The sequence below is a fragment of the Syntrophothermus sp. genome (assembly GCF_013314835.1).
Classification (GTDB): Bacteria; Bacillota; Syntrophomonadia; order Syntrophomonadales; family Syntrophothermaceae; genus Syntrophothermus; species Syntrophothermus lipocalidus.
In genome coordinates this window covers 1-19,563 of sequence record NZ_JABUEX010000021.1, presented here as the reverse complement: position 1 = coordinate 19,563, position 19,563 = coordinate 1, and the positions used below count along the sequence as shown (strand labels likewise).

Sequence of the window (19,563 nt, the reverse complement as noted above, 5' to 3'; positions counted from 1 at the left end):
AAATCTGTGTCAATCAGTGAACATCAGTGTTCATCTGTGGCTCTTACTGGAGGTGTTTTCTTTGCTACTTAAAAGCAGCCGCCTGGGCGAGATCGAAATAGATGATAAGCAGGTAATCGACTTCCCGGACGGCATTCCCGGCTTCGAATCGGAAAAGAAATTCGCCATTTTTTCTCTGGCACCGGACGCCCCGTTCTACTACATGCACTCGGTCCGAAACCCCGATCTTTGCCTGGTACTGGCGGTGCCTTTCATGTTCTTCCCCGACTATGCGGTTGACCTACCCCAGGAGGAACTGGGGAAGCTAGCCGCAGAGGAAGACGCAAAAGGGCTGGCGGTTTTTGTGGTGTTGACTATACCCGACGACTTCAGAGATACGACTGCCAATCTCCTCGCCCCGGTAGTCGTTAACCTGGATAAGCAAAAGGGAGTGCAGTATGTGCCGGTGCAGTCCCCCTACAGCACCCGTCACCGCCTGTTCAACCCGCAAGAACCAAAAAAAGCGGCTTCCGCCGGGCAGGGGTTGTAGAGTATGCTTGTATTGAGCAGGAAAAAAGACGAGGCCATAGTCATCGGAGATAGCATCCGCATTACGGTAGTCGAGATTCAGGGGGACAAGGTGAAGCTGGGCATCGAAGCACCGCGCGAGCTTACAGTTTACCGCCAGGAACTGTACGAGGCCATCCGCGAAGAGAACCTCCGCGCCGCGCGGACCATGGGCGGTATCGAGGGACTGGTGAACGTCTTACTAGACGCAGAAAAACGCAGAACGGGCAACGACAAATAACGTACGACAATTATCGGTTAACAGAAGACAGTAAGGCGCCATACCGCGGACGCAAGCGATTCATATTTATATAGGGTATTTATCATTAACATAACAAATATTGTGCGTCAATCCGCGTCTAATAATATCTGCGTTAATCAGCGTCTAAAAACCATCTGTGTTAATCAGTAAAAATCGGTGTAAATCTGTGGTCGAAAATCAGTGTAAATCTGTGGCTCAAAGGAGGGGATAAGATGGTTACAAGGATAACCGGATTAGCGAGCGGCATCGACATCGACCAGTGGGTCAGCGACCTCATGAAGGCCGAGCGCACCCGGGTCGACACCTGGTACCAGAAGAAGCAGATATTAGAATGGCAGCAGGAAGACTACCGGAATATAAACACCAAACTTCTGGCTCTCAGGAACGCTACCTTCGACCTCAAGCTCCAGGGAAGTTTCCAGTCGAAAACGGTAACATCTTCCGACACCAACGTGCTTACCGCATCCGCAGGTACGTCCGCGGTTGCCGGCACCTACACCGTGAAGGTGAACAGCCTCGCGAGCGGGGTATACAAGTCCAGCACCGACGCCCTTCCGGACGAGCAGGGGACAAGCGGGACTAAAACCCTGGCTCAGCAGTTCGGGTTGAGCGGGACCGTTACTTTCACCTTGGAAGGAACCGTAAACGGTGAGGCCGTTTCTAAAGATTTCTCGTTTGATACCTCCACTGCCAATATATACACGGTGGTGAGCGAGATCAATAATGCTAATATCGGGCTCAAGGCATCTTACGACAGCACCTTGAACCGATTCTTTCTCATGACCGCATCGACCGGTAGCTCATCCGAGCTCCATGTGAAGGCCGACGCCGAGAATTTTCTAACCGGCAGCCTCAAGCTTAACGTTACAGTAGGAGCGGACGAGGCCAACGCTTACCACGGCACCGATGCCGAGATTGACTTCAACGACCTGACCGGCCTCAAGTTTTCGAGCAACCAGTTCACGGTAGCCGGCATCACCTTCAACCTCAAGAGTACGTCCGCCAGTGCGGTCACGGTCAGCGTCGCCAACGACACGGAGGCGGTCATCGACAAGATTAAGGCCTGGGTCAACGCCTACAACGACGCGGTGGGGCTTATGTTCACCGAGCTGAACGAGGAGCGCTACCGTGACTACCAGCCCCTGACCGATGACCAGAAAAAAGAGATGAAGGACTCGGACATAGAAAAGTGGGAGGCGAAAGCCAGGAGCGGGCTTTTGAAGGGCGATTCGCTCCTTTACGGGGTATACAGCCGGGTTCGGTCCACGACCATGGCCAGGGTGGAAGGGCTGTCGACCACTTACAACAACCTGAGCGCCATCGGCATCACTACTGGCTCTTACCAGGAAGGCGGCAAACTCTACATCGACGAGTCCAAGCTCCGCCAAGCCCTGACCGCCGACCCCGAAGGGGTAATGAACCTTTTTACAACCTCCAGCGACACTGAGTCATACGAGGGGCTTGCGGTGAGACTCTACGACGAACTGACCAACAGCATGAAGCTCATCACCGATAAAGCCGGTTCCAGTACCAGCTATTATGACAACAGCAGCATCGGCCGCGAAATCGGCCGCATCAATACCACCATCGACCAGATGGAAGACCGCCTTAGCGACATGGAAGACCGTTACTACCGCCAGTTCGAGGCCATGGAGCAGGCCATCCAGCGCATGAACCAGCAGAGCATGTGGCTGGCTATGCAGTTCGGCGGCTACAGCCAGCAACAGCAGTGAAATGAGAATTAAGAATGAAGAATGGAAAGGTCAAGACTCGGCTGTGACTTTTTGCGGGAAAACACAACATGACTATTATTTGAAAAAATCTGCGTTAATCAGCGTCTAAATCCTCAGTGAGAATCTGTGCCCATCTGCCCGGCACTCAGTCGACTGAAGTTGTAACATGACAGCAGGTCCCAAAACGCTAGTCGCTAATCAAGATTTAAGCTGAGTGCCGGGTCTGTGGCTGGGAATTGGGACCCAAGGACAGTAATAGAAAGAAAAATGGCGAGAACACAAGAAAAAACATCGTAAATGCATAAAAATCCACCCTGAAAAGTCTAAACTTTCGGGGTGGATTTTTCGATACTCTATGTAACAGAACCGGAGCCGGGCTACCAGCCTTCGGTTCCGGGGACGAAAGAAGGGAGGGGGTAGAAGGAATTAAGAATGAAGAATTGAGAATTAAGAATTAGTGCCGAAAGGCACGAACGTTCTTAAGTCTCCGCCTTCATAACTTAATTCCACATCCCAAATCAATTCTTTATTCTGCATTCTTAATTCTTAATTGATCAGGCGGCACGGACGCCGCCGCAGAAAGTACAAGGAGGTAGATTTTTTATGCGTATCAACCACAACATCGCTTCTCTCAATACCTATCGTATGCTTTCGGCGAATAACGCTTTAACGGCCAAGTCCCTGGAGAAGTTGTCCAGTGGCCTTCGCATCAACCGTGCCGGCGACGATGCCGCGGGCCTGGCCATCAGCGAAAAGATGCGCGGCCAGATCCGGGGATTAGAAATGGCTTCCAAGAATGCTCAAGACGGTATTTCCCTCATCCAGACAGCTGAAGGTGCGCTCAGCGAAACCCACAGTATATTACAAAGAATGAGGGAATTAGCAGTACAAGCAGCAAATGACACTAATAACGATAATGACAGAGCAGAAATCCAGAAAGAAATTGATCAGTTGATTAGCGAAGTCGATCGGATTGCTAACAATACTGAATTTAACACTAAGAAGCTCCTGAACGGCGATATGGGCAAGACATATACGGTTGCTGCAAATTCCTTTACTGCGACAAATTTCAATATTGTAGGAGAAGACATTGATACAGGAACCTATACTCTTACCCTGACATCGGCCGGAACTGATACCTTTGCAACCGCCAACAGTTCGCTGAACGCTGCGATTGATGCAGGAACCTTCTCAGTTCAGGCAGGAGCGCATATTCAGTATGGGACGTACCATTTGACAGTGTCGAATTATGATGGTAGCGGGCAGACTGCGGATTTTGAGCTGATTGGCCCTGACGGGACGAGGACTGTTGTCACCGGAGCTTCGACAGTTACTGACTTGGATATTGGTGGCTTGACCCTTAACTTGGATACTGATAATGTTACGCAAAACGGCGCGATTGATATTACTCTAAGCCTTGACAATGTTGATATTGATTTGAGCGGCGATAAAACTGTCAGCAATGCACCTTTTGATTATTCCGGGGGCAATGTTAATATCGGTGGCTTCCAGTTCGAGATTTTAACCAACCACGGTTCAAATAGTGATGTATTTACTGTCAATGTTACAAACAAAGCAGTTAAATTCCATATTGGCGCCAATAAAGATCAAAGTACATCATTGGCAATTAATAAAATGGATTCTTCTGCCCTTGGCGTAAGTGGTATAAATGTGACCACGCAGACGGGAGCAAATACTGCAATTACAACCATCCAATCAGCAATAGACACGGTTTCAGCAGAACGTTCTAAACTCGGTGCTATCCAGAACCGCCTTGAACACACCATCAATAACCTCGGTACCGCTTCCGAAAACCTGACTGCCGCCGAGTCCCGCATCAGAGATGTGGACATGGCCAAGGAGATGATGGAGTTCACCAAGCAGAACATCCTAACCCAGGCGGCGACCGCCATGCTGGCCCAGGCCAACCAGCAGCCGCAGACAGTACTCCAGCTCCTCGGCCGGTAGTATTGACCACCTAGAAAGAGACCCTGGTGCATCCAGGGTCTCTTTTCGATGGGAATAGAGGCTTTTTAGGGGAGGGATATAGTTGGATCCTCTGTTGCGGGGGAAAAGTTTGCGGTTTTTTGTAGATGAAATATTCCCTTTCGGTGACGACAGGTTCCGGCCGAGTGTTAATAATCTTCTTTTCTCTGCCAGAATTATCCCGGACATAAAATCTAAAAACCTCCCACCTTTTTTTACAAGAACAATCAACATCACAGCAGATCTATTGGAGAATTCCTTTTACGAATCTATGCGGTCTAAGCTTGCAACTAACCAGGATTTCCGTAAGGATTTCGATTGCCGCGGCAGTGTGGTTCAGGGTGGCTATTATGAGATTTCGGTCGAGAACGTTCCGCCCCACGTATTTAATCCCCGGACCATAATCTCAGGGCCGGAGCTCGGCGAGCTTATGAAACGAGAAATCGAAGGCTTCGAGGTTATTGAAGATATATTTCGTGGAAACATTGAAGATTCACCCTATAAGCGAGATTACAAGAACTTAAACAAAGAAATTCTGTCACCAGAGACCGGAGCACAACTATTAAGTAAACATTCAAGTTTCGATAAACTCGATGCTATGTACTTGTTTTGCTTTAATGTCGGCCAAGGGGACTCTTTCTTACTTCTTCTTCCCAACGGAAGCACGTACCTCATTGACCTCAACTTCGTGACCAATGGGAACTGGAATCCCCAATACTACGTTTGCCAGATTAAACATATTTTGCACAACTTTGGGCTACCGCAGGGTCATCTTAAAGCTCTAGTCATTACCCACAAACACCTCGACCATATACGGGGAATAAACGCAGTAACTGAGAATTTTACAGTTGACTATCTGCTGATTAATATGGATTACGAACACGAGACCAACGCAGTGGCGAATCTAATGGAGGCAGCCACGTCTATTAAGCAGTGGGTTAACGTAAATGACAAAATGTCGATTATCGAGGGGGCATGTAAATTAGATATCACTAATCCCACCCATGAGACGAGAACTAAGGATAAGGCCCCGGACATCAATGACAGTTCTATTGTGATGTGTGTTACGTATAAGAATGGCAGGATTTACTTGACGGGTGACGCGGGTTATCCGGTATTACAGTCCAGGTTGAATGCGAACAACCACAACAATGCCATACTTAAGGTTTCTCATCACGGTAGTATTACGGGCACAAGCGATATTCTGCTTAGTAAGCTAGCTCCAACGTATGCCTTCATATCCGCGGGAAACAGCAAACGATATCGGCATCCTCATCAGGAAACCCTGGATTGTTTGAAAGCGCAATCAAGTATACACCAAGTCACCATCTCTAAGCACGTTAAGGGCACAACTTGCTACAAGATAACGGGCACCAGGATATACTGCCAACCCTTGCAAAACTTTTCCTTGGGGGGTTGTACGAGAGTTTACCTCAATTTGTTCCCAGAATTGGCAAGTCAAGCTCCGGGCTGGTGATTGAAAATGATGTAAGACGGTGGTGATAGGGTCTTTTATCGCTGGGCTGCCCGGTAGCACGGCTTTTCGAAGTCAGCCCGCAAACATTGGGTTCTACAATAAGGTGGATCTATAGGCAGTAGTCCTTTTGACTTTCAATGGGACTGTCTGGGAGGTAGAGCTGTATGAGGAAGGGCCATAAACAAACATATGAGAGTATCAACTGGGGCGTAAACCACCGGGACGGTTCTTGCGGTTTATTTTACTAATCTGCAAGATCGGACAGTATCTGCCGGGCCAGGGGATGGAAGTCCATAAAGGCCAGCCAGGTATTCTCGATGAAGCCGAAAGTTTCTTCATCGTCCCTAGACAGGACTACCTGTCCCTGAGTGGCGTGGTAGCGGAAGTCATTATTGGCGAGGTTCAATGCGTGCACGTCTGCTTGGATATGGATGGAAGACGTTATTTCCACCGAGAGTTTAAGGGTGAGATCCAAGATGGTTTCAGAGTCAAGCCGAGGGTCAAAGTAAACCGCGATGTCGATATCGCGGGAGGGGAGGTTTTCCAGGAACGAGCCGTGCAAAAAGGCAAAGCGGACCTCCGGGTATTCGCTTAACCGCTTGTTTACTATAGTGGAGATGAAGTCTTTTTCCTCATTTGAAAGGGCACGTCTGCCCTGCTCCATTTGGATCATCTCATGAAATTTTGAGTCACTCTGCATGTCGGTCACTCCTCAGACGCATGAACCAGGCGTTTAACTTCTTTTATAAAGAGTTCCAGATCGGACAAGTCGCTGCGCATTATTTGCAGCATTTTACGGTCATCTATCTTGCTGTAGCCATGAACTAGCAGATTTCTGAAGCTCGCCATTTGGCCCAGGCGCTGCGCAAGCTCAGGGTTTATCAGTTTATGGTCGGCGAGCAGGGTAAAACTTTCAACATAAGTAGCCGGTGCCTTTCTCAGCAGCCGGGCGCACAGATGAGTAGCTATATTACTTGCCGCTTCTGCAAGCACAATAAAGCTGTAGCGGGCGGCGCGAATGGCCTCGGGATTGTTCAAGAAACGTTCATCGCTCCAGCCAGCGTAATCAGATAGAAATCCGAGAGATTCTCTGATATCTCCGATTTTTTCGAATATGCGCCGCATGTTTAATTTGGCTTCACCCAAGAGGTACCTTCTCCTCCCTAGCTAGAAGAAATGTCCGCAAGTAAGTTAAGGAACTACATTTTGATTATACCTGTAATACCCAGGTATTGGCAACCTGGTAAACCAGAGGGACAGTTCTCGCGGTTTGTTTTGCTAGTCCATTAGATCGGCCAGTGCAAGTCGTGCAGGGTGTGCAAGGCGGGGAGGGTTCTGATGTTGCATAAAAATAAAACCAGAAGAACCGTCGCTGTCTTACATGTCGGTACGTCATATCGCAGGGGAGGCAGTGATTGCCCCGCGCCGAGCTGAGGACATATAATTAAGGCAGGGGGGAACAAGTTCTGGACTCAAGAATAAGCCGCCAGAGCAATGACATAATACTGAAAGCCGCAGCAGAGGTATTCCGGGGGCAAGCATTAGAAGCAATAGGTCTTCATGTACCGCCTATAGTAGAGATGTTGCCCACCGTGTTGCCGGTAGCCGAGGTCAAGGAAGAACGGATTGATTTTCTTTTCCGGCTTGCCGACGAAAGCCTCTTACACTTAGAATTTCAAACCACGGCTCGGGTAGAAGACTTGTACCGGTTTGCCGGGTACGACCTGAAGCTGGCAGAAAGATATCGGAAGACAATAAGGACGGCGGTTATCTATTCCGGTCGGGTCAGGGAAGGGCCGGAAGGAATAGGCCATGGTTCGCTTGTCTACCAGGTGACGAATGTCTACCTGAACCGGATGGATGGGGAGAAGGAACACGAATACCTCAAAGGTAAGGTACAGAGAGGGGAAGAGCTGACCGGAGCAGAGATAGTAAGACTGGTGTTTCTTCCCCAGCTTTATATGCAAATGTGCAAATGGGGACGGTTCTCATTTTGCATAGACAGTAAGCCACGAGAACCGTCAGTCTATGTAAAGATTGGTTCGTGCTAGCATAAATATACACACCAATCACGATTAATCCAGTCAGCGGGTGCATATCATGCAGTTCGATGTATGATTAAACGTCAAAATTTTATTTTCACACAGTCAGTCTGACGTCTCACTGGTTTATGCGATATCTTTGGCGAGGTTTATCCGCCGTTTGCCACCGGTGCAGAGCATAGATGAGGCGTAAATATCAACACGTTTGTTTCTAGGCAAGCCAATCGAGCCGGCGGGGTGTCTGTAGCAACGGGTTTGTTCCGACAGAACGTCTCTAGGGTAGGGACAATTTGTATTGCGATTATAACTTATGGGTAATATAATGGTAATGAGGTTAGGTCATGCGCAGGACCGTAAAGGTGGTTTATCCGGAAGAATTTCGCAATGAGTATATTGTGGCGCATTACGATTTTGAAGGCGAACTCAGGGACATTATTGAAAGAAGCGGCCAGAAGGATGATTTTCTGGGCAAATTTCGTCAAAGGATGCTGCTTCTTGAGAGTTACCGCAACCGTTGCATACTAAAAAGGGACTGGTTTGAGCAGCTTAAGGGAGCAGGCGGTTTGCACGCCATGCGGTTTGGAAAAAGCCAGAAGAATATCAGGATACTTTTTGCTTTTGTGAGCGAAGGAATGCTGGAATATGCGGTTTTGTTGCACGCGTTTGAAGAAAAGAACGGGAACACAAAAGGTTCTCATGGCTATCGTCAGGCTATAAGGGTGGCGAGGGAAAGGTTGAAGGAGGTTGAGCAAATTAGTCATGAAGATTAGAAATTTGCCGGCAGCGTGGGACATTTTCGATAATTTGAGTGATGAGGGGGCGCGCCAGCGGCAGGAGCTTTATGATATCTACTACCGGATATCTATGGCGATTTTCGAGTACAGGGTTAAGAGTGGCTTTACGCAAAAGCAACTGGCGGAGCAGTTGGGGGTAACCCAGCCGATGGTGGCCAAGCTGGAGAGCGGTGACTATAACTACACCATTGAGCAGCTGTGGAAGATAGCCAGTAAGCTGGGCCTCGAGTTTAGGATTGAGTTCGGAGAAAAAGCTGCCGGGCAGACGGTTGCTGGTGGGTGGACCATTGAAAGTGTGGATGTGGTTGACTACGACGTGAGATGTCTGGCGGTGGGAGCATGAAGGCCGGCGAGGTTTTGGCTGATTTTCAGTTTCTGGGAAACCGGGTGGCAAAGTTTACGTTAGAAACGCGCCTCGTAGAAGAAAAAGCGCAGGGCAGGTTGGATTTTGATTTTGACTATGAGATCCGTTCCATGGAGGAAGGGGAGGAGAGATTTTTTGCGGTGCTGGCCTTGATGGTGAATGTTAGGGCCAGCAAGGGGCGGAATTTGGTTTTTAAGCTGAGCTTGGATATGGAGGCGCTGTTCGCGGGTAGTAGGGAAAGGTTTTCAAAAGATCAATTCGTGCAGATACTGGAGTTGAACGGCTTGATCACTTTATTGCACCTCTGTCGTGCTTATGTGATAACGGTTACCGCTCAGTCAGGGATAAACCCTCCAGTGAGGCTTCCCATGATAAATGTTCTAAAGCTTAGAGAGAAAAAGTCGTGAGCCGCAGCTAAAAGGGGCGTTCCTGAGGCTTATTGCTGGGTTTGCTCCAGGTGGAGTTCTATTTTGTAAACAGTGGACCAGACAACCTTGATTTGGGTTAAAGGATTCTAACAGGGATTACTCCGGCGACCAGTTTAAAGTGGGCGTTCAGTGCTGGTAGCTTCTGTCCCAAGCCAATTGTCAGGTAAAAAGGGGTGTTATACTCGTAAAGGCCCAAGGCGTTTGTTTTCATTTTATTTTCCCAGGCGATATCTGTAACCACCAGATTGTATTCGTTACTCCGGTAGGGAAAATGGGCTCTTACCTGCAGGGAATGACGAATACTCAAAGTAACTTCAAAGGTAGCTTTGGGTACTTTGATTAGCATTATCGACGACTTCAGGTTGCGGCATTCCTCTGGTGTCAGCCTGTCACTCGTATTTCCCAGTACGTATTCTTGATCGCTCAGGAACTCATCGAGAACTTTTTGTTTATTGGTCCCTTTTCTTTCCAGAAGGTTGTAAGCTTTTCTCCACGGGCAAGATCCGTCAATGACCCAATTCTCCGGTTGGTAATACAGGGGTTCGGGCTGAGTTACCACGATTTCCATGACATCCAGAAGCTTCGGCAAGTCGTCCCCACTTTGGTATCTGATGTCATTTTCACAAAGTTCCGCTCCGCCGGTGTTTACCGGTCGCAGCCAGGTGTGAGTTTCCGCGTCTATACCTGCAATGCACGTTCCTCTCATCTTGCGTGAGAGGGCAAGACACAAAAGCTTTTTCCTGGGTATTCAACCCCTCCCCATGGACTTTATAGATGTTCTATTCTCGTTCCCGGGATTAGACTGGCGAAGTACTCTGCTACCAAGCGTCGGTGACAAAAGTTTGGTTTATCTTCAGCGCAGAGGAAACACACAGCATCGGATTCAGCAATGCGGTTTGTGTAAGTGCTTGCTTCCCGCTCCTGCAAGAGGTTTAGGAATCGCTTTTCGTATTCTGGCCAGGAAATTGCTTTCTTTTTATAGCTGTCCAACAAATCCTGGGTAGGAGCCAAGTTTGTTAGGTGTTCATATTCGACACCAACCAACTCTAGCACGTATGCCAAATCATCTTTCTTAGCATAGCCCGCCAATTGCGAAGTGTTGTTTAATCTTATGTCTATGACTTTCTTAACTCCGGCTCTCTTCAAGCGAGCTACGAATTCCCGTAGGTTCTTCTTACTGAAACCGATGGTATAAATTACCACAGTATCACCTCAAAACAGGGTTGTAACGTAGGGGTCATCTGCCACCTCGTGCTGACTAGGCGGCTCGTACTCAAAGGCTTCTATGCCATAGTGCCTCATGAACTCCGCTACCAATGAACGATGACAAATGCTGGCGTCCGGACAAAAGCAGACCAAGGCTATAGACTTACCGGCCTTTAGCTTTTTCCACAGCCGCCGAAGGGCTGACTTCTTTTCTTCCTGTTCTAATTCCCTAACGAACTGTTCTTTATAAAGCGGCCACCACATTTGCGGATCTTGGTCTTTCCAACGGTTTATGAACTGATTAAACAGCCGGGGACTAGGAGCAAGTTCTGGTACCCAGAGCAGGCTGTCGGAAGGCGTATAAGACCTGGTTATCTGCCAGCGTTCGTCACATGAGACTTGCCTGCATCGAGCTAGAGATACCGTAATCAGTTGGCCAGCCATAACCATCACATCCGTCAGTGTGTTGCTTCTGTTGACATTATACCACTTGCGCAAGCTTTGTGATCGGTGGTCGGGCTTATTGTTGGGATTTATAACAAGGGCACAAGGGGACGGCAGTCTGTGTGAAAATTGGTTCGCGCTAGCATCAATATACACACCAATCACGAGCAATCCGGTCAGCGGGAGCATACTATGCAGTTCGATGTATGATTAAGCGTCAAAATTTCGTTTTCACACAGACTGACGGTTCTTCTGATCTATTTTATTCCATTTTATCAAATAAGCGGATCAAAAGAACCGTCCCCTTGTGATCCGGGGCAACAATTGCTTTACGAAGAGCCGAATGGATATAATTGACATAGGGAGTTAGGAGGCTTTGAACCCGGAGATAAGCGGTCGCAGCAATCAAATGGGGTAGAGTGGAGCGATTGATTATACGAGCTTTTAGCGGTTCGCCGATAACATTGCCAGTCGCGCTATCTGCAGCAGGGTGGTTTAAGAAGGTTTCGCGGGTTAAAGAGGTTATTATGTGGTACAAAGCCGGGGGCCTTACTTTGTGCTAACTTAACACCGAGATGCAAGCTGTCATGTGTGTATTAAGGGCGGGGTCAGGAATGGCTAAAGGAAAGGACAAAGTCGATATCAACGACTACAGGGTCTTGCGGCGGCGCTTGCTGGGACTGGAGGAACGAAAGAAAGAGCGCTTGTACCGGCTTGCTTGGCAGAGAGCTAGTGATGTAGCAACGATGTTGAAGGAGCGATACGGGGCAGGAGAGGTCTACCTTTACGGTTCCTTGGCTTGGGGCGGTTTCGATGAGCATTCTGACATCGATCTCTTCGTGGTAGGGCTTTCTGGCGAATACTGGCAGGCTTACATTGATGCGGAAGCCGCAGCCAGTCCCTTTCGGGTTAGCGTGGCCTGTGCAGAAGACTGTACGGAGAGTCTGAAGGCAAAGGTTAAAGAAAAGGGGGTGCGGCTGTGATCACGCCGGTCGAATACCTGGCTTTGAAGGCCAGAGTGGAAGAAGAGTTAGAGAACATCCGGAGGATGGAGACATCTCTCAAGAAGTTGCAGGTGTTTCCAAAGATAGTTACCGACAACATCAGTGGACTGCCGCTGGATGACGAGATTTCATGTCGGGTGTTAGGTTCGTATCTCCACGATTATTACTGCTGCCTGGAGCGGGTTTTTGTGCATGTTGCCCGCAGCTTCGGCGAGCGTGTACCTGACGGGTCACAGTGGCATAGGGAATTGTTGGAGGAGATGGCTTTGGCCATCCCAGGGGTTCGAGTAGCGGTAATAAGCAAGCAGACAAAGGGTAAAGTTGACGAGTTGCGGGGATTCAGGCATGTTTTCCGCAACATGTACGGTTTCAACCTCGACCCAGAAAAGGTACGGGCACTTCTTACCAAGTTGCCCGCGATATCCTCTGCAGTGAAGAAAGACCTCACGAAGTTTTTTCAGCAGATGGACCGTCTGCTGCTGGAAGAGACGTAAACCGCAGGCGATTCCTGTGGCTTATTCTTCCGTTTGCTCCAGGCGGGATGCTATTTTGTCAACAGTAGAAAGGGCGAAATCCTGGCCGTAGCTTCGTTTGAATAGCTTTGCCCGGAGTATACCTGGAGATATTTCGGGATATTCCTCCAGGATAGAGTTCACCGCCATTATTCGCGAAGCGTCAAACATTGAGGCGGCCATCAACAGTCTTTCTTCACCGCTCTTGTTCCGCAGTAGGGAGTCGAAAAGCCTCTCTATTTCCGGATGGGTATCATTCATCGAGTATCTCCTCCAGAAAACCGTCTACACCGATCTCTTGGGCCCAGTATCGCAGGTAGTTTATGTCAATCTGCCCTCGCAAGTAGCCTAGCACGTTTTTCACGTCTTGTATTTGCGTCTCAGAGCGAGAGTCCCTGGCCCAAGCCAGTTTCGACAGTATCGGGTCTTCGGGCGAGACGATCCATATGCTGAAATCGCCTATTTGATGGTGTTTCCGTTGCGGCAAGACAGGGGTGCCATCGCCCCTGAGACTTTCAATTGAATGATCTTAAGGCTTCCTTGATATTAACGATAGATTCTTTTTTGCTTATGCCTTGACTGACACAGTTGGGTAAACTCGGAGAGCACTGCCTTTGCTACTTCGTTAGTTCCATTATACCCGATGAGTCTGGGACGTGGCTTCCTGTGACTTATTACTCCGGTTGACTGATAATTGAAAAGTCAATCGCAATTTGCAACGTGGCCTCAAATACGTTATCATGTAGCTACTAGGAGGTGGTCGGATGAAGGCGGGCGTTCGCGAGGTGAAAAATCGTTTGAGTGAATACCTTCGGCGGGTAAAGCAGGGGGAAATCATCTACATCACCGAAAGGAACGTTCCGGTAGCCAAGATTGTCCCCGTTGAAGAGAGTTTGAAGGCAGAAGTGCTGGATCTGGTTGAACGGGGATTGGCTTCTTGGGAGGGAGGGAAACCGGCAGGGATTCACAACGGGCCAGAGTTAAGCGGATCTGCTTCCATCGCAGCACTTGTGGTGGAGGACCGGCGATGATTTTGTACCTGGACACGAGCGCGCTGGTAAAGCTTTATGTTCGAGAAGCAGGGTCCGAAACGGTGCGGACACTTGTAAACAGTGCGTCTTTAGTTGCTACCAGCAAAGTAGCCTATGCCGAGGCGCGGGCAGCTTTTGCCAGGGCTTTCCGCGAGGGGGTTCTGGGAGAGGAAGGCTACCTTCAGGTGGTCGCGTCCCTGCAGTCCGATTGGCCGCGGTACCTGACCCTGGCGGTTTCTGATTCTCTGGTGTGGCTGGCAGGGGAGCTGGCCGAGCGTTACCGGCTGCGGGGCTTTGATTCGATTCACCTGGCTTCCGCGATGACTTTAAAGGGAACGGCTAAGAGCCGGGTCAGAGCAGCGTGCTTCGATGCCAGGCTTTGGGATGCTTTTCTCAGTTCGGGGTTTGAGGTAGTCCCGGAAGTGAGACCGGGATGAACCGTAGACGGCACTCTGTCAGCATGCTCAGCGAAAAAGCCGCAGGTTTTGCGAGCGAAATGGGAGAGTTGCGCAGGGGTTGGGGTGTTCTCGATGCGTACTATATCCCGACACGCTATCCGAATGGGCTGCCGGGTGACATGCGGCCCGGGTTTTTGACGAAAAGACGGCCGGGAAAGAGGCGGTGGCTATGCAAATCCGGGAGGGTTTTGGTTTTGCATAACAGCGTCGCGAATGGGGAACCAACACGGTTGTGCCAGTAATGACTAAGGCTGAGTCCCTTCCCATGCTTGGCTAAAGACGGGTAGAGGTTTTGACGATAACCTTAATGAGGCCAAAAGGATTTGGGGAAGGGGGCGCAAGGATGCGCGTGGAAGGTTATCAGGTAAGCCTTACGAGTTCCTGGCAGGAAAAGAAGACGCAGGTAATAGAGGAACGGTTGGAAGTCTGGGATGGTGGTGCGGGCAGGGGCGGCGGGCCTGCGGGTGAGTGGCTCCGGGCTGACAGGGTGGAGCTTTCGACAACAGCCCTGCAAAAGGGCAAAGCCGTGAACGATACCGAGAGTGCGGACGATGTGGAGTTACCATCTGAGCTAGAAGAAAAAGTTAGAGTAGTGGCTCTGCTGGTGGAGATGTTTACCGGGCGCAAGGTGGAGGTTAACAAACTGAAGCTGCGGAAGTTGAACGGTGAAACCGAGGCAGGAGAAGCGGCGGTGACCGTTCCTGCCGGCAGCGGGCAGGTCAGGCGGGGGTGGGGTCTCGCCTACGACTACCGCTTTTCTTACAGTGAAGAGGAGAGGCTGTCCTTCTCCGGGCAGGGCGTGGTCAAGACCGCTGACGGGCGGGTGCTTAACTTCGATTTCCAACTGGACATGAGCCGTTCGTTCGCGGCTGAGGAGAGGCTGAGCCTGCGTTTGGGGGACGCGGCGATAGATCCTTTGGCGATAAGCTTTGTCGACAACGGCATCTCGTTTACCACCGAGCCCTGGGAGTTTGACCTGAACGGCGACGGGGTGAAAGAAAAACTGGCAACTCTCGCTCCGGGGGCTGGATTTTTGGTGTTGGACCGAAACGGCGATGGGGTTATAAACGATGGGCGGGAGATGTTCGGTCCCTCTACCGGCGACGGCTGGGCCGAACTAGCGGCGTATGACAGCGACGGAAACGGATGGATCGACGAAGGTGACTCCGTCTACTCCCAACTGCGGGTCCTGGTGCCAGCCGGAGGCAGCGAGGTAATGTTCAGCTTGTCCGAGCTTTCCGTAGGCGCCGTTTTCTTGGGCCGGGTTGCGACACCCTTTTCCTTCCGCTCGCCAGCGAATTCCGACCTGGCTTTGTTGAGGAGCGGGGGGATTTACCTCAAAGAAAACGGCCAGGCCGGGTTTGTGGGAAAGGTAGACATGGTTGATTTGAAAGCGTGAAAAAAGGGGAAAAATCAGGGGGACGGTTCCTGCGGTTTATTTCAAAAAATAAACCGCAGGAACCGTCCCCCTGATCGACCTGATTCACTAGGACTGGGTGCTGTTTTCGGTACTAGACTGGCCGTTTTGATTACAGGTGTCTTGACCGAAACCACGCCTGGGTCCCTTGCCTTTGCCGTGCCAGTTCTTCATGAGTTGCTTCTGTTCATCGGTTAAGATCTGGTTCATTTGGTCGCGTTGTTTCTGCATCAGCTCTTGAAGCTGGGCACGGAGTTGGTTGATTTCTTTCATCTTGGCTTCAACTGCCGATTTGTCCGGGTTGGTGTCGAGCTCCATCTGCTTCAGCTCGAACATGGCGTCTGCCAGTTTTTGGCGCAGCTCCTTGGTGGCTTCATAGGTGCTCTGGTTGAGCTCTTTTAGTTTTTGGCTCTGATCCTCGGTCAGATTGAGCTTCTGCGACAGAGGGGTCCAGTTGTCGATACTGAGCTGACCGCGAAGCCCGCCGAATCCCAGGCCCAAGCCGGCAGCAGACGCCACCGAGGTTACGCCGAATACCAGTACCAAACTCAAGACTAGAAACAGGACCTTTTTCTTCAAATCTTCACCTCCTTTATCGGCAGTCTGGGAAGCCGGCTCAAACCGAGAGCCGCTTCCTAACTAGAGTCTATCCCGAAAGTTTTACGATTCTGTGAACAGAAATCGAAAGAATTAGGAAAATTACTGTCAATACTGCCACGCATACACGGTAAGCCGGCACTCGGCACGCTCCCATCATCAGCGCCGTCTGGAAAACCGGCTAGTGGATCGGTTAGTTTCTGGCCAGATTTTGCTTGCTGCTGGATGCTTGCATAAAGAAGAATACAATGGGAGTTGTGTCGTTTGCTGCTTTCGATGGAATTGGTTAAAGTGAGCATTGGTTGTTTCCGATATGTTTAATATGAGACTAAGCAGGAAGACAGCAGGGAGGCGAAACGGATGCGGATCGAGGGGCCAGGGACGGCGAGCGATGTGAGCACCGCAAAGATCGAACCGGTCCGTCCGGTATCGGTCGATATGATCAGTGAAAAGCGGGTTTTGGAGAAGACCGAGGATGAAAACAGATTGAAAGTTTCGAAAGAAGCGGACGGAGAAAAGGCAACGAGGGAACCTGAGAGCCTGGACCGGGCGGTAGACATTGCCAATAAGGCCATGGAAATTTCCGGTTATAATCTGCAGTTTCGTATACACAAAGAGAGCGGAAGGGTTCAGGTGAAAGTGGTGGATGCCGAAACCCAGGAGGTCATCAGGGAGATTCCCCCGGAACAGATGTTGAGGCTCTCTGCCAGTATAATGGAAATGCTCGAGAACTTCCACAAGATGGTAGGACTAATGGTAGACGAATTGGTGTGAGGCAGGGAGGGGTAACATGAGTGTGAACATTAACGCTTATCAACAATACAGGAACTCGACGGTCGAAACGGCGAGCCCAGGAACGCTTCTTCTCATGCTGTACGACGCCGCGATTCAGAACCTGGAAGGAGCCAAGCGGGCCATAGAGGGCAACGATATGGCCGGGGCTCACAATTACCTGACCCGGGCCCAGGACATCGTTTTGGAACTGATGAGCACCTTGAACATGGAGTATCAGATATCGAAGAGCCTGTGGAGCCTATACGACTACCTGTACCGGCAGCTGGTTCAGGCCAACGTGAAAAAGAGCCTGGAGCTGGTCGAAGAAGTATACGGTTTTATGACCGAACTCAGGGACACCTGGCGGGAGGCAGTTAGAAAAGCGGGACGAACAGCGGCAGTGAGTTGCGGCAAGTCCCAAGGCATTTGCATGGAAGGGTAGAAGTGATGAGTGTTTTGGAAGAAGTGGTGGAAAAGCTCAGGCGGGAAAAAGACATTTTCAGCGAGATGTTACAAATAGCTGACCAGCAATTGCAGCTCGCCCGAGGGGCGGAGGATGAAAGCTGGTTGGACGAGTTTCTGAGGCTTTTGGAGCTGCGCCAGGGCTTGATGCAGGAAGTAGACCAGTTGACCAAAGAGGTCGAAGCCGTAAGGGCGAGACCGGGGTCTTATGAGGAGACTGGAGAGGTAAGAGAAAAGTACCGGACGTTGGTAGACGAGATTAAGGGTCTGATAGCCCAGATACAGGCCAAGGACACGACCTGTCAGGAAACAATGCAGGCCAGGCTTAAAGGGCTGGAAGAGAAGCTGGGAGAGGTGCGGACCAGCCGCAAGGCCAACCAGGCTTACCGCTTGCCGCCGGGCACCAATCCGGCATGGTTCATCGACAAAAAAAGGTAACTCCTTAACCGGGGACGATAACGGCGGGATATACCGCCTTTTTTTGTTTTATCGGGGCGAGTTTAGAGCAGACCGGTTATTTTGCTTGCTATTATGATTTGCGGGGAGTATAATGACATTAACTGCTCGGGGAATTCACTCAGGCAAGGCGGTCTTACCAACTTTGCCGGTTCGGGAGGAGCCGGAGCAGAATATCCAAAAAGTGAGGGGTTTTTTCAACATGTTCCAAGACAAGGTTTTAGTGTGTAGGGACTGCGGTGAGGAGTTCGTTTTCACTGCCGGAGAACAGGAGTTCTACGCAGAAAAAGGATTTGAAAACGAACCGAAGCGGTGCAGGGTATGTCGGCAGAACCGGCAGGGTAGAAACACGGGCGCCAGGGCACCGCGGGAAATGTACACAACGGTGTGTGCCGGGTGCGGCGGAGAAGCCAAGGTTCCGTTCAAACCGGTAGCAAACCGTCCGGTGTACTGTCAAGACTGCTTTGCCAAACAAAGAGCTATCTAGGTTTCCGAGCAACACAAGTGACAGCGAGGCCCGGGGGAATTCCCCGGGTTTTTCGTTTCTGTACGAGATTGTATTTTTCGATGATTTCCGCTAACAACCGATGGGCAAAAGGATCGACAGGAAGTTTTATCCACAAGAGTTTTTTGCCAGAGGTGGGTTATTAACACTGTTATCCACAGAAAGGGCGGGCCTTAGGCTACATTTTTCGCGTTTTCTGTTTTTGACGCTGATTAACGCAGGAGATTTAAGACAAACTGCGGGTGTCGGTTGTACAAGGTGATGGAGGATTTAACCGGTAATTGTAGAATATAATATCTAGTAATGCAAGGAAGGGAGTGGTCGTATGAGGATCGAGGTCAGGGGCAAGAACATCGAACTAACTGATGCCTTACGAGAGTACGTCGAGAAAAGGTTGTCCAAGCTGGAACGCTTCATCGACGACCTCAAAGAGGCCCAGGTGACCTTGTCGGTCGAAGGAGATACCCACCGGGTTGAAGTGACCATTCCGCTAAACGGGGTTATCCTCAGGGGGGAGGAGAAGACAGACGACATGTACAGCTCGGTCGACCTGGTGGTTGACAAGCTAGAAAAGCAGATTGACAAGTACAAGACCCGCATCTACCGGCGTTACCGGGAGGTAGGACTGAAGAAGGGGGTCACGGGGGAGGCTCCACCGGTAAAAGAGGAGGAGAAAGGAGAAGCCGCTAAGGTGGTCAGGACCAAGCGGTTTGCGCTGAAGCCGATGGATGTGGAAGAGGCGATTATGCAGATGAACCTCCTGGGGCACAGCTTTTTCGTGTTTTTCAACGTGGAGTCTGCGGAAGTGAATGTCTTGTACCGCAGGCGAGACGGGAATTACGGGTTGATCGAGCCCGAGTTTGAGTAGTTGCCGGGCTCGAATTGTGATAGTATATAGTTGTATAGCTACTAGCGGGGAACCTGATCAGGTTCCTCATTTATGTGCGCCCGGCATGGGCGCTGGCTATAGGGTGGAAGTCCCGAGCGGCGAAGGTAGCAGTAGCCATTAGCCTAAGGCAAGGGTGTCCATCGCGAGGTGGAATCTGAAGGAAGCCGGCGGCAAAC

27 protein-coding genes are annotated in these 19,563 nt (G+C 50.2%); 19 read left to right on the top strand and 8 right to left on the bottom strand.

Translation table 11 applies throughout. From position 1 onward, the window contains the following. Window positions 1-61: 61 nt before the first annotated feature. The 5 genes from fliW to HPY90_RS08070 all read left to right on the top strand — a co-directional run bounded on the left by fliW (window position 62) and on the right by HPY90_RS08070 (window position 6,004). Window positions 62-529 carry a flagellar assembly protein FliW gene (gene fliW, locus HPY90_RS08090; RefSeq protein WP_273698507.1) on the top strand — a complete coding sequence of 156 codons (468 nt, stop codon included), beginning with the start codon at window positions 62-64 and terminating at the stop codon, window positions 527-529. 3 nt (window positions 530-532) lie between these two features. Then, a complete protein-coding gene (csrA, locus tag HPY90_RS08085) occupies window positions 533-787 on the top strand; it encodes a carbon storage regulator CsrA (RefSeq protein ID WP_287193392.1) in 255 nt (84 codons plus the stop codon). A gap of 233 nt (window positions 788-1,020) precedes the next feature. Further along, entirely contained in the window at window positions 1,021-2,541 is a 1,521-nt protein-coding gene (locus tag HPY90_RS08080) for a flagellar hook-associated protein 2 (RefSeq protein ID WP_287193389.1), read from the top strand. A 603-nt stretch (window positions 2,542-3,144) separates the two neighbouring features. Then, the gene (locus tag HPY90_RS08075; RefSeq protein ID WP_287193386.1) at window positions 3,145-4,509 is read left to right on the top strand and encodes a flagellin N-terminal helical domain-containing protein; all 1,365 of its coding nucleotides are present in this window, start codon (window positions 3,145-3,147) and stop codon (window positions 4,507-4,509) included. A gap of 82 nt (window positions 4,510-4,591) precedes the next feature. After that, window positions 4,592-6,004: a ComEC/Rec2 family competence protein gene (locus tag HPY90_RS08070; protein WP_287193383.1), complete on the top strand. Its 1,413-nt coding sequence runs from the start codon at window positions 4,592-4,594 to the stop codon at window positions 6,002-6,004. 244 nt (window positions 6,005-6,248) lie between these two features. Here HPY90_RS08070 and HPY90_RS08065 read toward each other — a convergent pair whose 3' ends face one another. Both HPY90_RS08065 and hepT read right to left on the bottom strand, forming a co-directional pair. Continuing rightward, a complete protein-coding gene (locus HPY90_RS08065) occupies window positions 6,249-6,704 on the bottom strand; it encodes a nucleotidyltransferase domain-containing protein (protein WP_287193380.1) in 456 nt (151 codons plus the stop codon). 5 nt (window positions 6,705-6,709) lie between these two features. Next, the gene (hepT, locus tag HPY90_RS08060; protein ID WP_287193377.1) at window positions 6,710-7,150 is read right to left on the bottom strand and encodes a type VII toxin-antitoxin system HepT family RNase toxin; all 441 of its coding nucleotides are present in this window, start codon (window positions 7,148-7,150) and stop codon (window positions 6,710-6,712) included. Window positions 7,151-7,584: 434 nt separating this feature from the next. Here hepT and HPY90_RS08055 point away from each other — a divergent pair, with 434 nt between their 5' ends. The 4 genes from HPY90_RS08055 to HPY90_RS08040 all read left to right on the top strand — a co-directional run bounded on the left by HPY90_RS08055 (window position 7,585) and on the right by HPY90_RS08040 (window position 9,611). Further along, window positions 7,585-8,055: a hypothetical protein gene (locus HPY90_RS08055; protein WP_287193376.1), complete on the top strand. Its 471-nt coding sequence runs from the start codon at window positions 7,585-7,587 to the stop codon at window positions 8,053-8,055. A gap of 332 nt (window positions 8,056-8,387) precedes the next feature. Then, complete coding sequence (locus tag HPY90_RS08050) at window positions 8,388-8,816, top strand: type II toxin-antitoxin system RelE/ParE family toxin (RefSeq protein ID WP_287193373.1); 429 nt, start codon at window positions 8,388-8,390, stop codon at window positions 8,814-8,816. After that, complete coding sequence (locus HPY90_RS08045) at window positions 8,791-9,183, top strand: helix-turn-helix transcriptional regulator (RefSeq protein ID WP_287193370.1); 393 nt, start codon at window positions 8,791-8,793, stop codon at window positions 9,181-9,183. The genes HPY90_RS08050 and HPY90_RS08045 overlap by 26 nt, the downstream gene beginning before the upstream one ends. After that, window positions 9,180-9,611 (top strand): preprotein translocase subunit SecB, encoded by a 432-nt coding sequence (locus HPY90_RS08040; RefSeq protein ID WP_287193367.1) that lies wholly within the window; start codon window positions 9,180-9,182, stop codon window positions 9,609-9,611. Before HPY90_RS08045 ends, HPY90_RS08040 begins: the two co-directional genes overlap by 4 nt. Window positions 9,612-9,708: 97 nt before the next feature. On the opposite strand, the gene HPY90_RS08035 is transcribed toward HPY90_RS08040, so the two are convergent. From HPY90_RS08035 to HPY90_RS08025, 3 genes are read right to left on the bottom strand one after another with little or no spacing between them, the layout of a single operon-like run. Further along, window positions 9,709-10,362: a dual OB domain-containing protein gene (locus HPY90_RS08035; protein WP_502707200.1), complete on the bottom strand. Its 654-nt coding sequence runs from the start codon at window positions 10,360-10,362 to the stop codon at window positions 9,709-9,711. Between the two features lie 38 nt (window positions 10,363-10,400). After that, window positions 10,401-10,835: a DUF488 domain-containing protein gene (locus tag HPY90_RS08030; RefSeq protein ID WP_287193362.1), complete on the bottom strand. Its 435-nt coding sequence runs from the start codon at window positions 10,833-10,835 to the stop codon at window positions 10,401-10,403. Window positions 10,836-10,844: 9 nt separating this feature from the next. Further along, window positions 10,845-11,282, bottom strand: coding sequence for a DUF488 domain-containing protein (locus HPY90_RS08025; protein ID WP_287193359.1), 438 nt, complete (start codon window positions 11,280-11,282; stop codon window positions 10,845-10,847). Between the two features lie 614 nt (window positions 11,283-11,896). On the opposite strand from HPY90_RS08025, the gene HPY90_RS08020 reads away from it, so the two are divergent. Then, entirely contained in the window at window positions 11,897-12,265 is a 369-nt protein-coding gene (locus tag HPY90_RS08020; protein WP_287193356.1) for a nucleotidyltransferase family protein, read from the top strand. Continuing rightward, entirely contained in the window at window positions 12,262-12,780 is a 519-nt protein-coding gene (locus tag HPY90_RS08015; protein ID WP_287193352.1) for a ribonuclease toxin HepT-like protein, read from the top strand. The genes HPY90_RS08020 and HPY90_RS08015 overlap by 4 nt, the downstream gene beginning before the upstream one ends. A 21-nt stretch (window positions 12,781-12,801) precedes the next feature. Here HPY90_RS08015 and HPY90_RS08010 read toward each other — a convergent pair whose 3' ends face one another. Together HPY90_RS08010 and HPY90_RS08005 are read right to left on the bottom strand one after the other, a co-directional pair. Then, window positions 12,802-13,059: a hypothetical protein gene (locus HPY90_RS08010; RefSeq protein ID WP_287193349.1), complete on the bottom strand. Its 258-nt coding sequence runs from the start codon at window positions 13,057-13,059 to the stop codon at window positions 12,802-12,804. Next, window positions 13,052-13,285 (bottom strand): alpha-amylase family protein, encoded by a 234-nt coding sequence (locus HPY90_RS08005; protein WP_287193346.1) that lies wholly within the window; start codon window positions 13,283-13,285, stop codon window positions 13,052-13,054. The genes HPY90_RS08010 and HPY90_RS08005 overlap by 8 nt, the downstream gene beginning before the upstream one ends. A 277-nt stretch (window positions 13,286-13,562) precedes the next feature. On the opposite strand from HPY90_RS08005, the gene HPY90_RS08000 reads away from it, so the two are divergent. From HPY90_RS08000 to HPY90_RS07990, 3 genes are all read left to right on the top strand, one after another. Continuing rightward, window positions 13,563-13,829 (top strand): type II toxin-antitoxin system Phd/YefM family antitoxin, encoded by a 267-nt coding sequence (locus HPY90_RS08000; protein WP_287193343.1) that lies wholly within the window; start codon window positions 13,563-13,565, stop codon window positions 13,827-13,829. Then, on the top strand, window positions 13,826-14,266 hold the full coding sequence (locus tag HPY90_RS07995; RefSeq protein ID WP_287193340.1) for a type II toxin-antitoxin system VapC family toxin: 441 nt from the start codon (window positions 13,826-13,828) through the stop codon (window positions 14,264-14,266). The genes HPY90_RS08000 and HPY90_RS07995 overlap by 4 nt, the downstream gene beginning before the upstream one ends. A gap of 364 nt (window positions 14,267-14,630) precedes the next feature. Next, the gene (locus tag HPY90_RS07990) at window positions 14,631-15,686 is read left to right on the top strand and encodes an SPM autocatalytic domain-containing protein (protein ID WP_287193337.1); all 1,056 of its coding nucleotides are present in this window, start codon (window positions 14,631-14,633) and stop codon (window positions 15,684-15,686) included. Window positions 15,687-15,773: 87 nt separating this feature from the next. On the opposite strand, the gene HPY90_RS07985 is transcribed toward HPY90_RS07990, so the two are convergent. Continuing rightward, a complete protein-coding gene (locus HPY90_RS07985) occupies window positions 15,774-16,283 on the bottom strand; it encodes a Spy/CpxP family protein refolding chaperone (RefSeq protein ID WP_287193334.1) in 510 nt (169 codons plus the stop codon). Between the two features lie 378 nt (window positions 16,284-16,661). Between HPY90_RS07985 and HPY90_RS07980 the strand changes: the two genes are divergently transcribed. The 5 genes from HPY90_RS07980 to hpf all read left to right on the top strand — a co-directional run bounded on the left by HPY90_RS07980 (window position 16,662) and on the right by hpf (window position 19,366). Then, window positions 16,662-17,075 carry a flagellar protein FlaG gene (locus tag HPY90_RS07980; protein WP_287193327.1) on the top strand — a complete coding sequence of 138 codons (414 nt, stop codon included), beginning with the start codon at window positions 16,662-16,664 and terminating at the stop codon, window positions 17,073-17,075. Between the two features lie 16 nt (window positions 17,076-17,091). Beyond that, a complete protein-coding gene (gene fliS, locus HPY90_RS07975; protein WP_287193322.1) occupies window positions 17,092-17,517 on the top strand; it encodes a flagellar export chaperone FliS in 426 nt (141 codons plus the stop codon). Window positions 17,518-17,519: 2 nt separating this feature from the next. Further along, the gene (locus HPY90_RS07970) at window positions 17,520-17,975 is read left to right on the top strand and encodes a hypothetical protein (RefSeq protein WP_287193319.1); all 456 of its coding nucleotides are present in this window, start codon (window positions 17,520-17,522) and stop codon (window positions 17,973-17,975) included. A gap of 220 nt (window positions 17,976-18,195) precedes the next feature. After that, window positions 18,196-18,480 carry a zinc-ribbon domain containing protein gene (locus HPY90_RS07965; protein WP_013176036.1) on the top strand — a complete coding sequence of 95 codons (285 nt, stop codon included), beginning with the start codon at window positions 18,196-18,198 and terminating at the stop codon, window positions 18,478-18,480. Window positions 18,481-18,823: 343 nt separating this feature from the next. Further along, window positions 18,824-19,366, top strand: a complete 543-nt coding sequence (gene hpf, locus HPY90_RS07960; RefSeq protein ID WP_273698530.1) for a ribosome hibernation-promoting factor, HPF/YfiA family — start codon at window positions 18,824-18,826, stop codon at window positions 19,364-19,366. The last annotated feature ends 197 nt before the right edge of the window (window positions 19,367-19,563 follow it).

Bases quoted from the DNA above. Each gene is read 5' to 3' on its own strand.
- csrA (WP_287193392.1), top strand. From the start codon at position 533: ATGCTTGTATTGAGCAGGAAAAAAGACGAGGCCATAGTCATCGGAGAT.
- HPY90_RS08080 (WP_287193389.1), top strand. From the start codon at position 1,021: ATGGTTACAAGGATAACCGGATTAGCGAGCGGCATCGACATCGACCAG.
- HPY90_RS08075 (WP_287193386.1), top strand. From the start codon at position 3,145: ATGCGTATCAACCACAACATCGCTTCTCTCAATACCTATCGTATGCTT.
- HPY90_RS08065 (WP_287193380.1), bottom strand. From the start codon at position 6,704: ATGCAGAGTGACTCAAAATTTCATGAGATGATCCAAATGGAGCAGGGC.
- HPY90_RS08055 (WP_287193376.1), top strand. From the start codon at position 7,585: ATGTTGCCCACCGTGTTGCCGGTAGCCGAGGTCAAGGAAGAACGGATT.
- HPY90_RS08050 (WP_287193373.1), top strand. From the start codon at position 8,388: ATGCGCAGGACCGTAAAGGTGGTTTATCCGGAAGAATTTCGCAATGAG.
- HPY90_RS08040 (WP_287193367.1), top strand. From the start codon at position 9,180: ATGAAGGCCGGCGAGGTTTTGGCTGATTTTCAGTTTCTGGGAAACCGG.
- HPY90_RS08025 (WP_287193359.1), bottom strand. From the start codon at position 11,282: ATGGCTGGCCAACTGATTACGGTATCTCTAGCTCGATGCAGGCAAGTC.
- HPY90_RS08020 (WP_287193356.1), top strand. From the start codon at position 11,897: ATGGCTAAAGGAAAGGACAAAGTCGATATCAACGACTACAGGGTCTTG.
- HPY90_RS08010 (WP_287193349.1), bottom strand. From the start codon at position 13,059: ATGAATGATACCCATCCGGAAATAGAGAGGCTTTTCGACTCCCTACTG.
- HPY90_RS08000 (WP_287193343.1), top strand. From the start codon at position 13,563: ATGAAGGCGGGCGTTCGCGAGGTGAAAAATCGTTTGAGTGAATACCTT.
- HPY90_RS07995 (WP_287193340.1), top strand. From the start codon at position 13,826: ATGATTTTGTACCTGGACACGAGCGCGCTGGTAAAGCTTTATGTTCGA.
- HPY90_RS07990 (WP_287193337.1), top strand. From the start codon at position 14,631: ATGCGCGTGGAAGGTTATCAGGTAAGCCTTACGAGTTCCTGGCAGGAA.
- HPY90_RS07980 (WP_287193327.1), top strand. From the start codon at position 16,662: ATGCGGATCGAGGGGCCAGGGACGGCGAGCGATGTGAGCACCGCAAAG.
- fliS (WP_287193322.1), top strand. From the start codon at position 17,092: ATGAGTGTGAACATTAACGCTTATCAACAATACAGGAACTCGACGGTC.
- HPY90_RS07965 (WP_013176036.1), top strand. From the start codon at position 18,196: ATGTTCCAAGACAAGGTTTTAGTGTGTAGGGACTGCGGTGAGGAGTTC.
- hpf (WP_273698530.1), top strand. From the start codon at position 18,824: ATGAGGATCGAGGTCAGGGGCAAGAACATCGAACTAACTGATGCCTTA.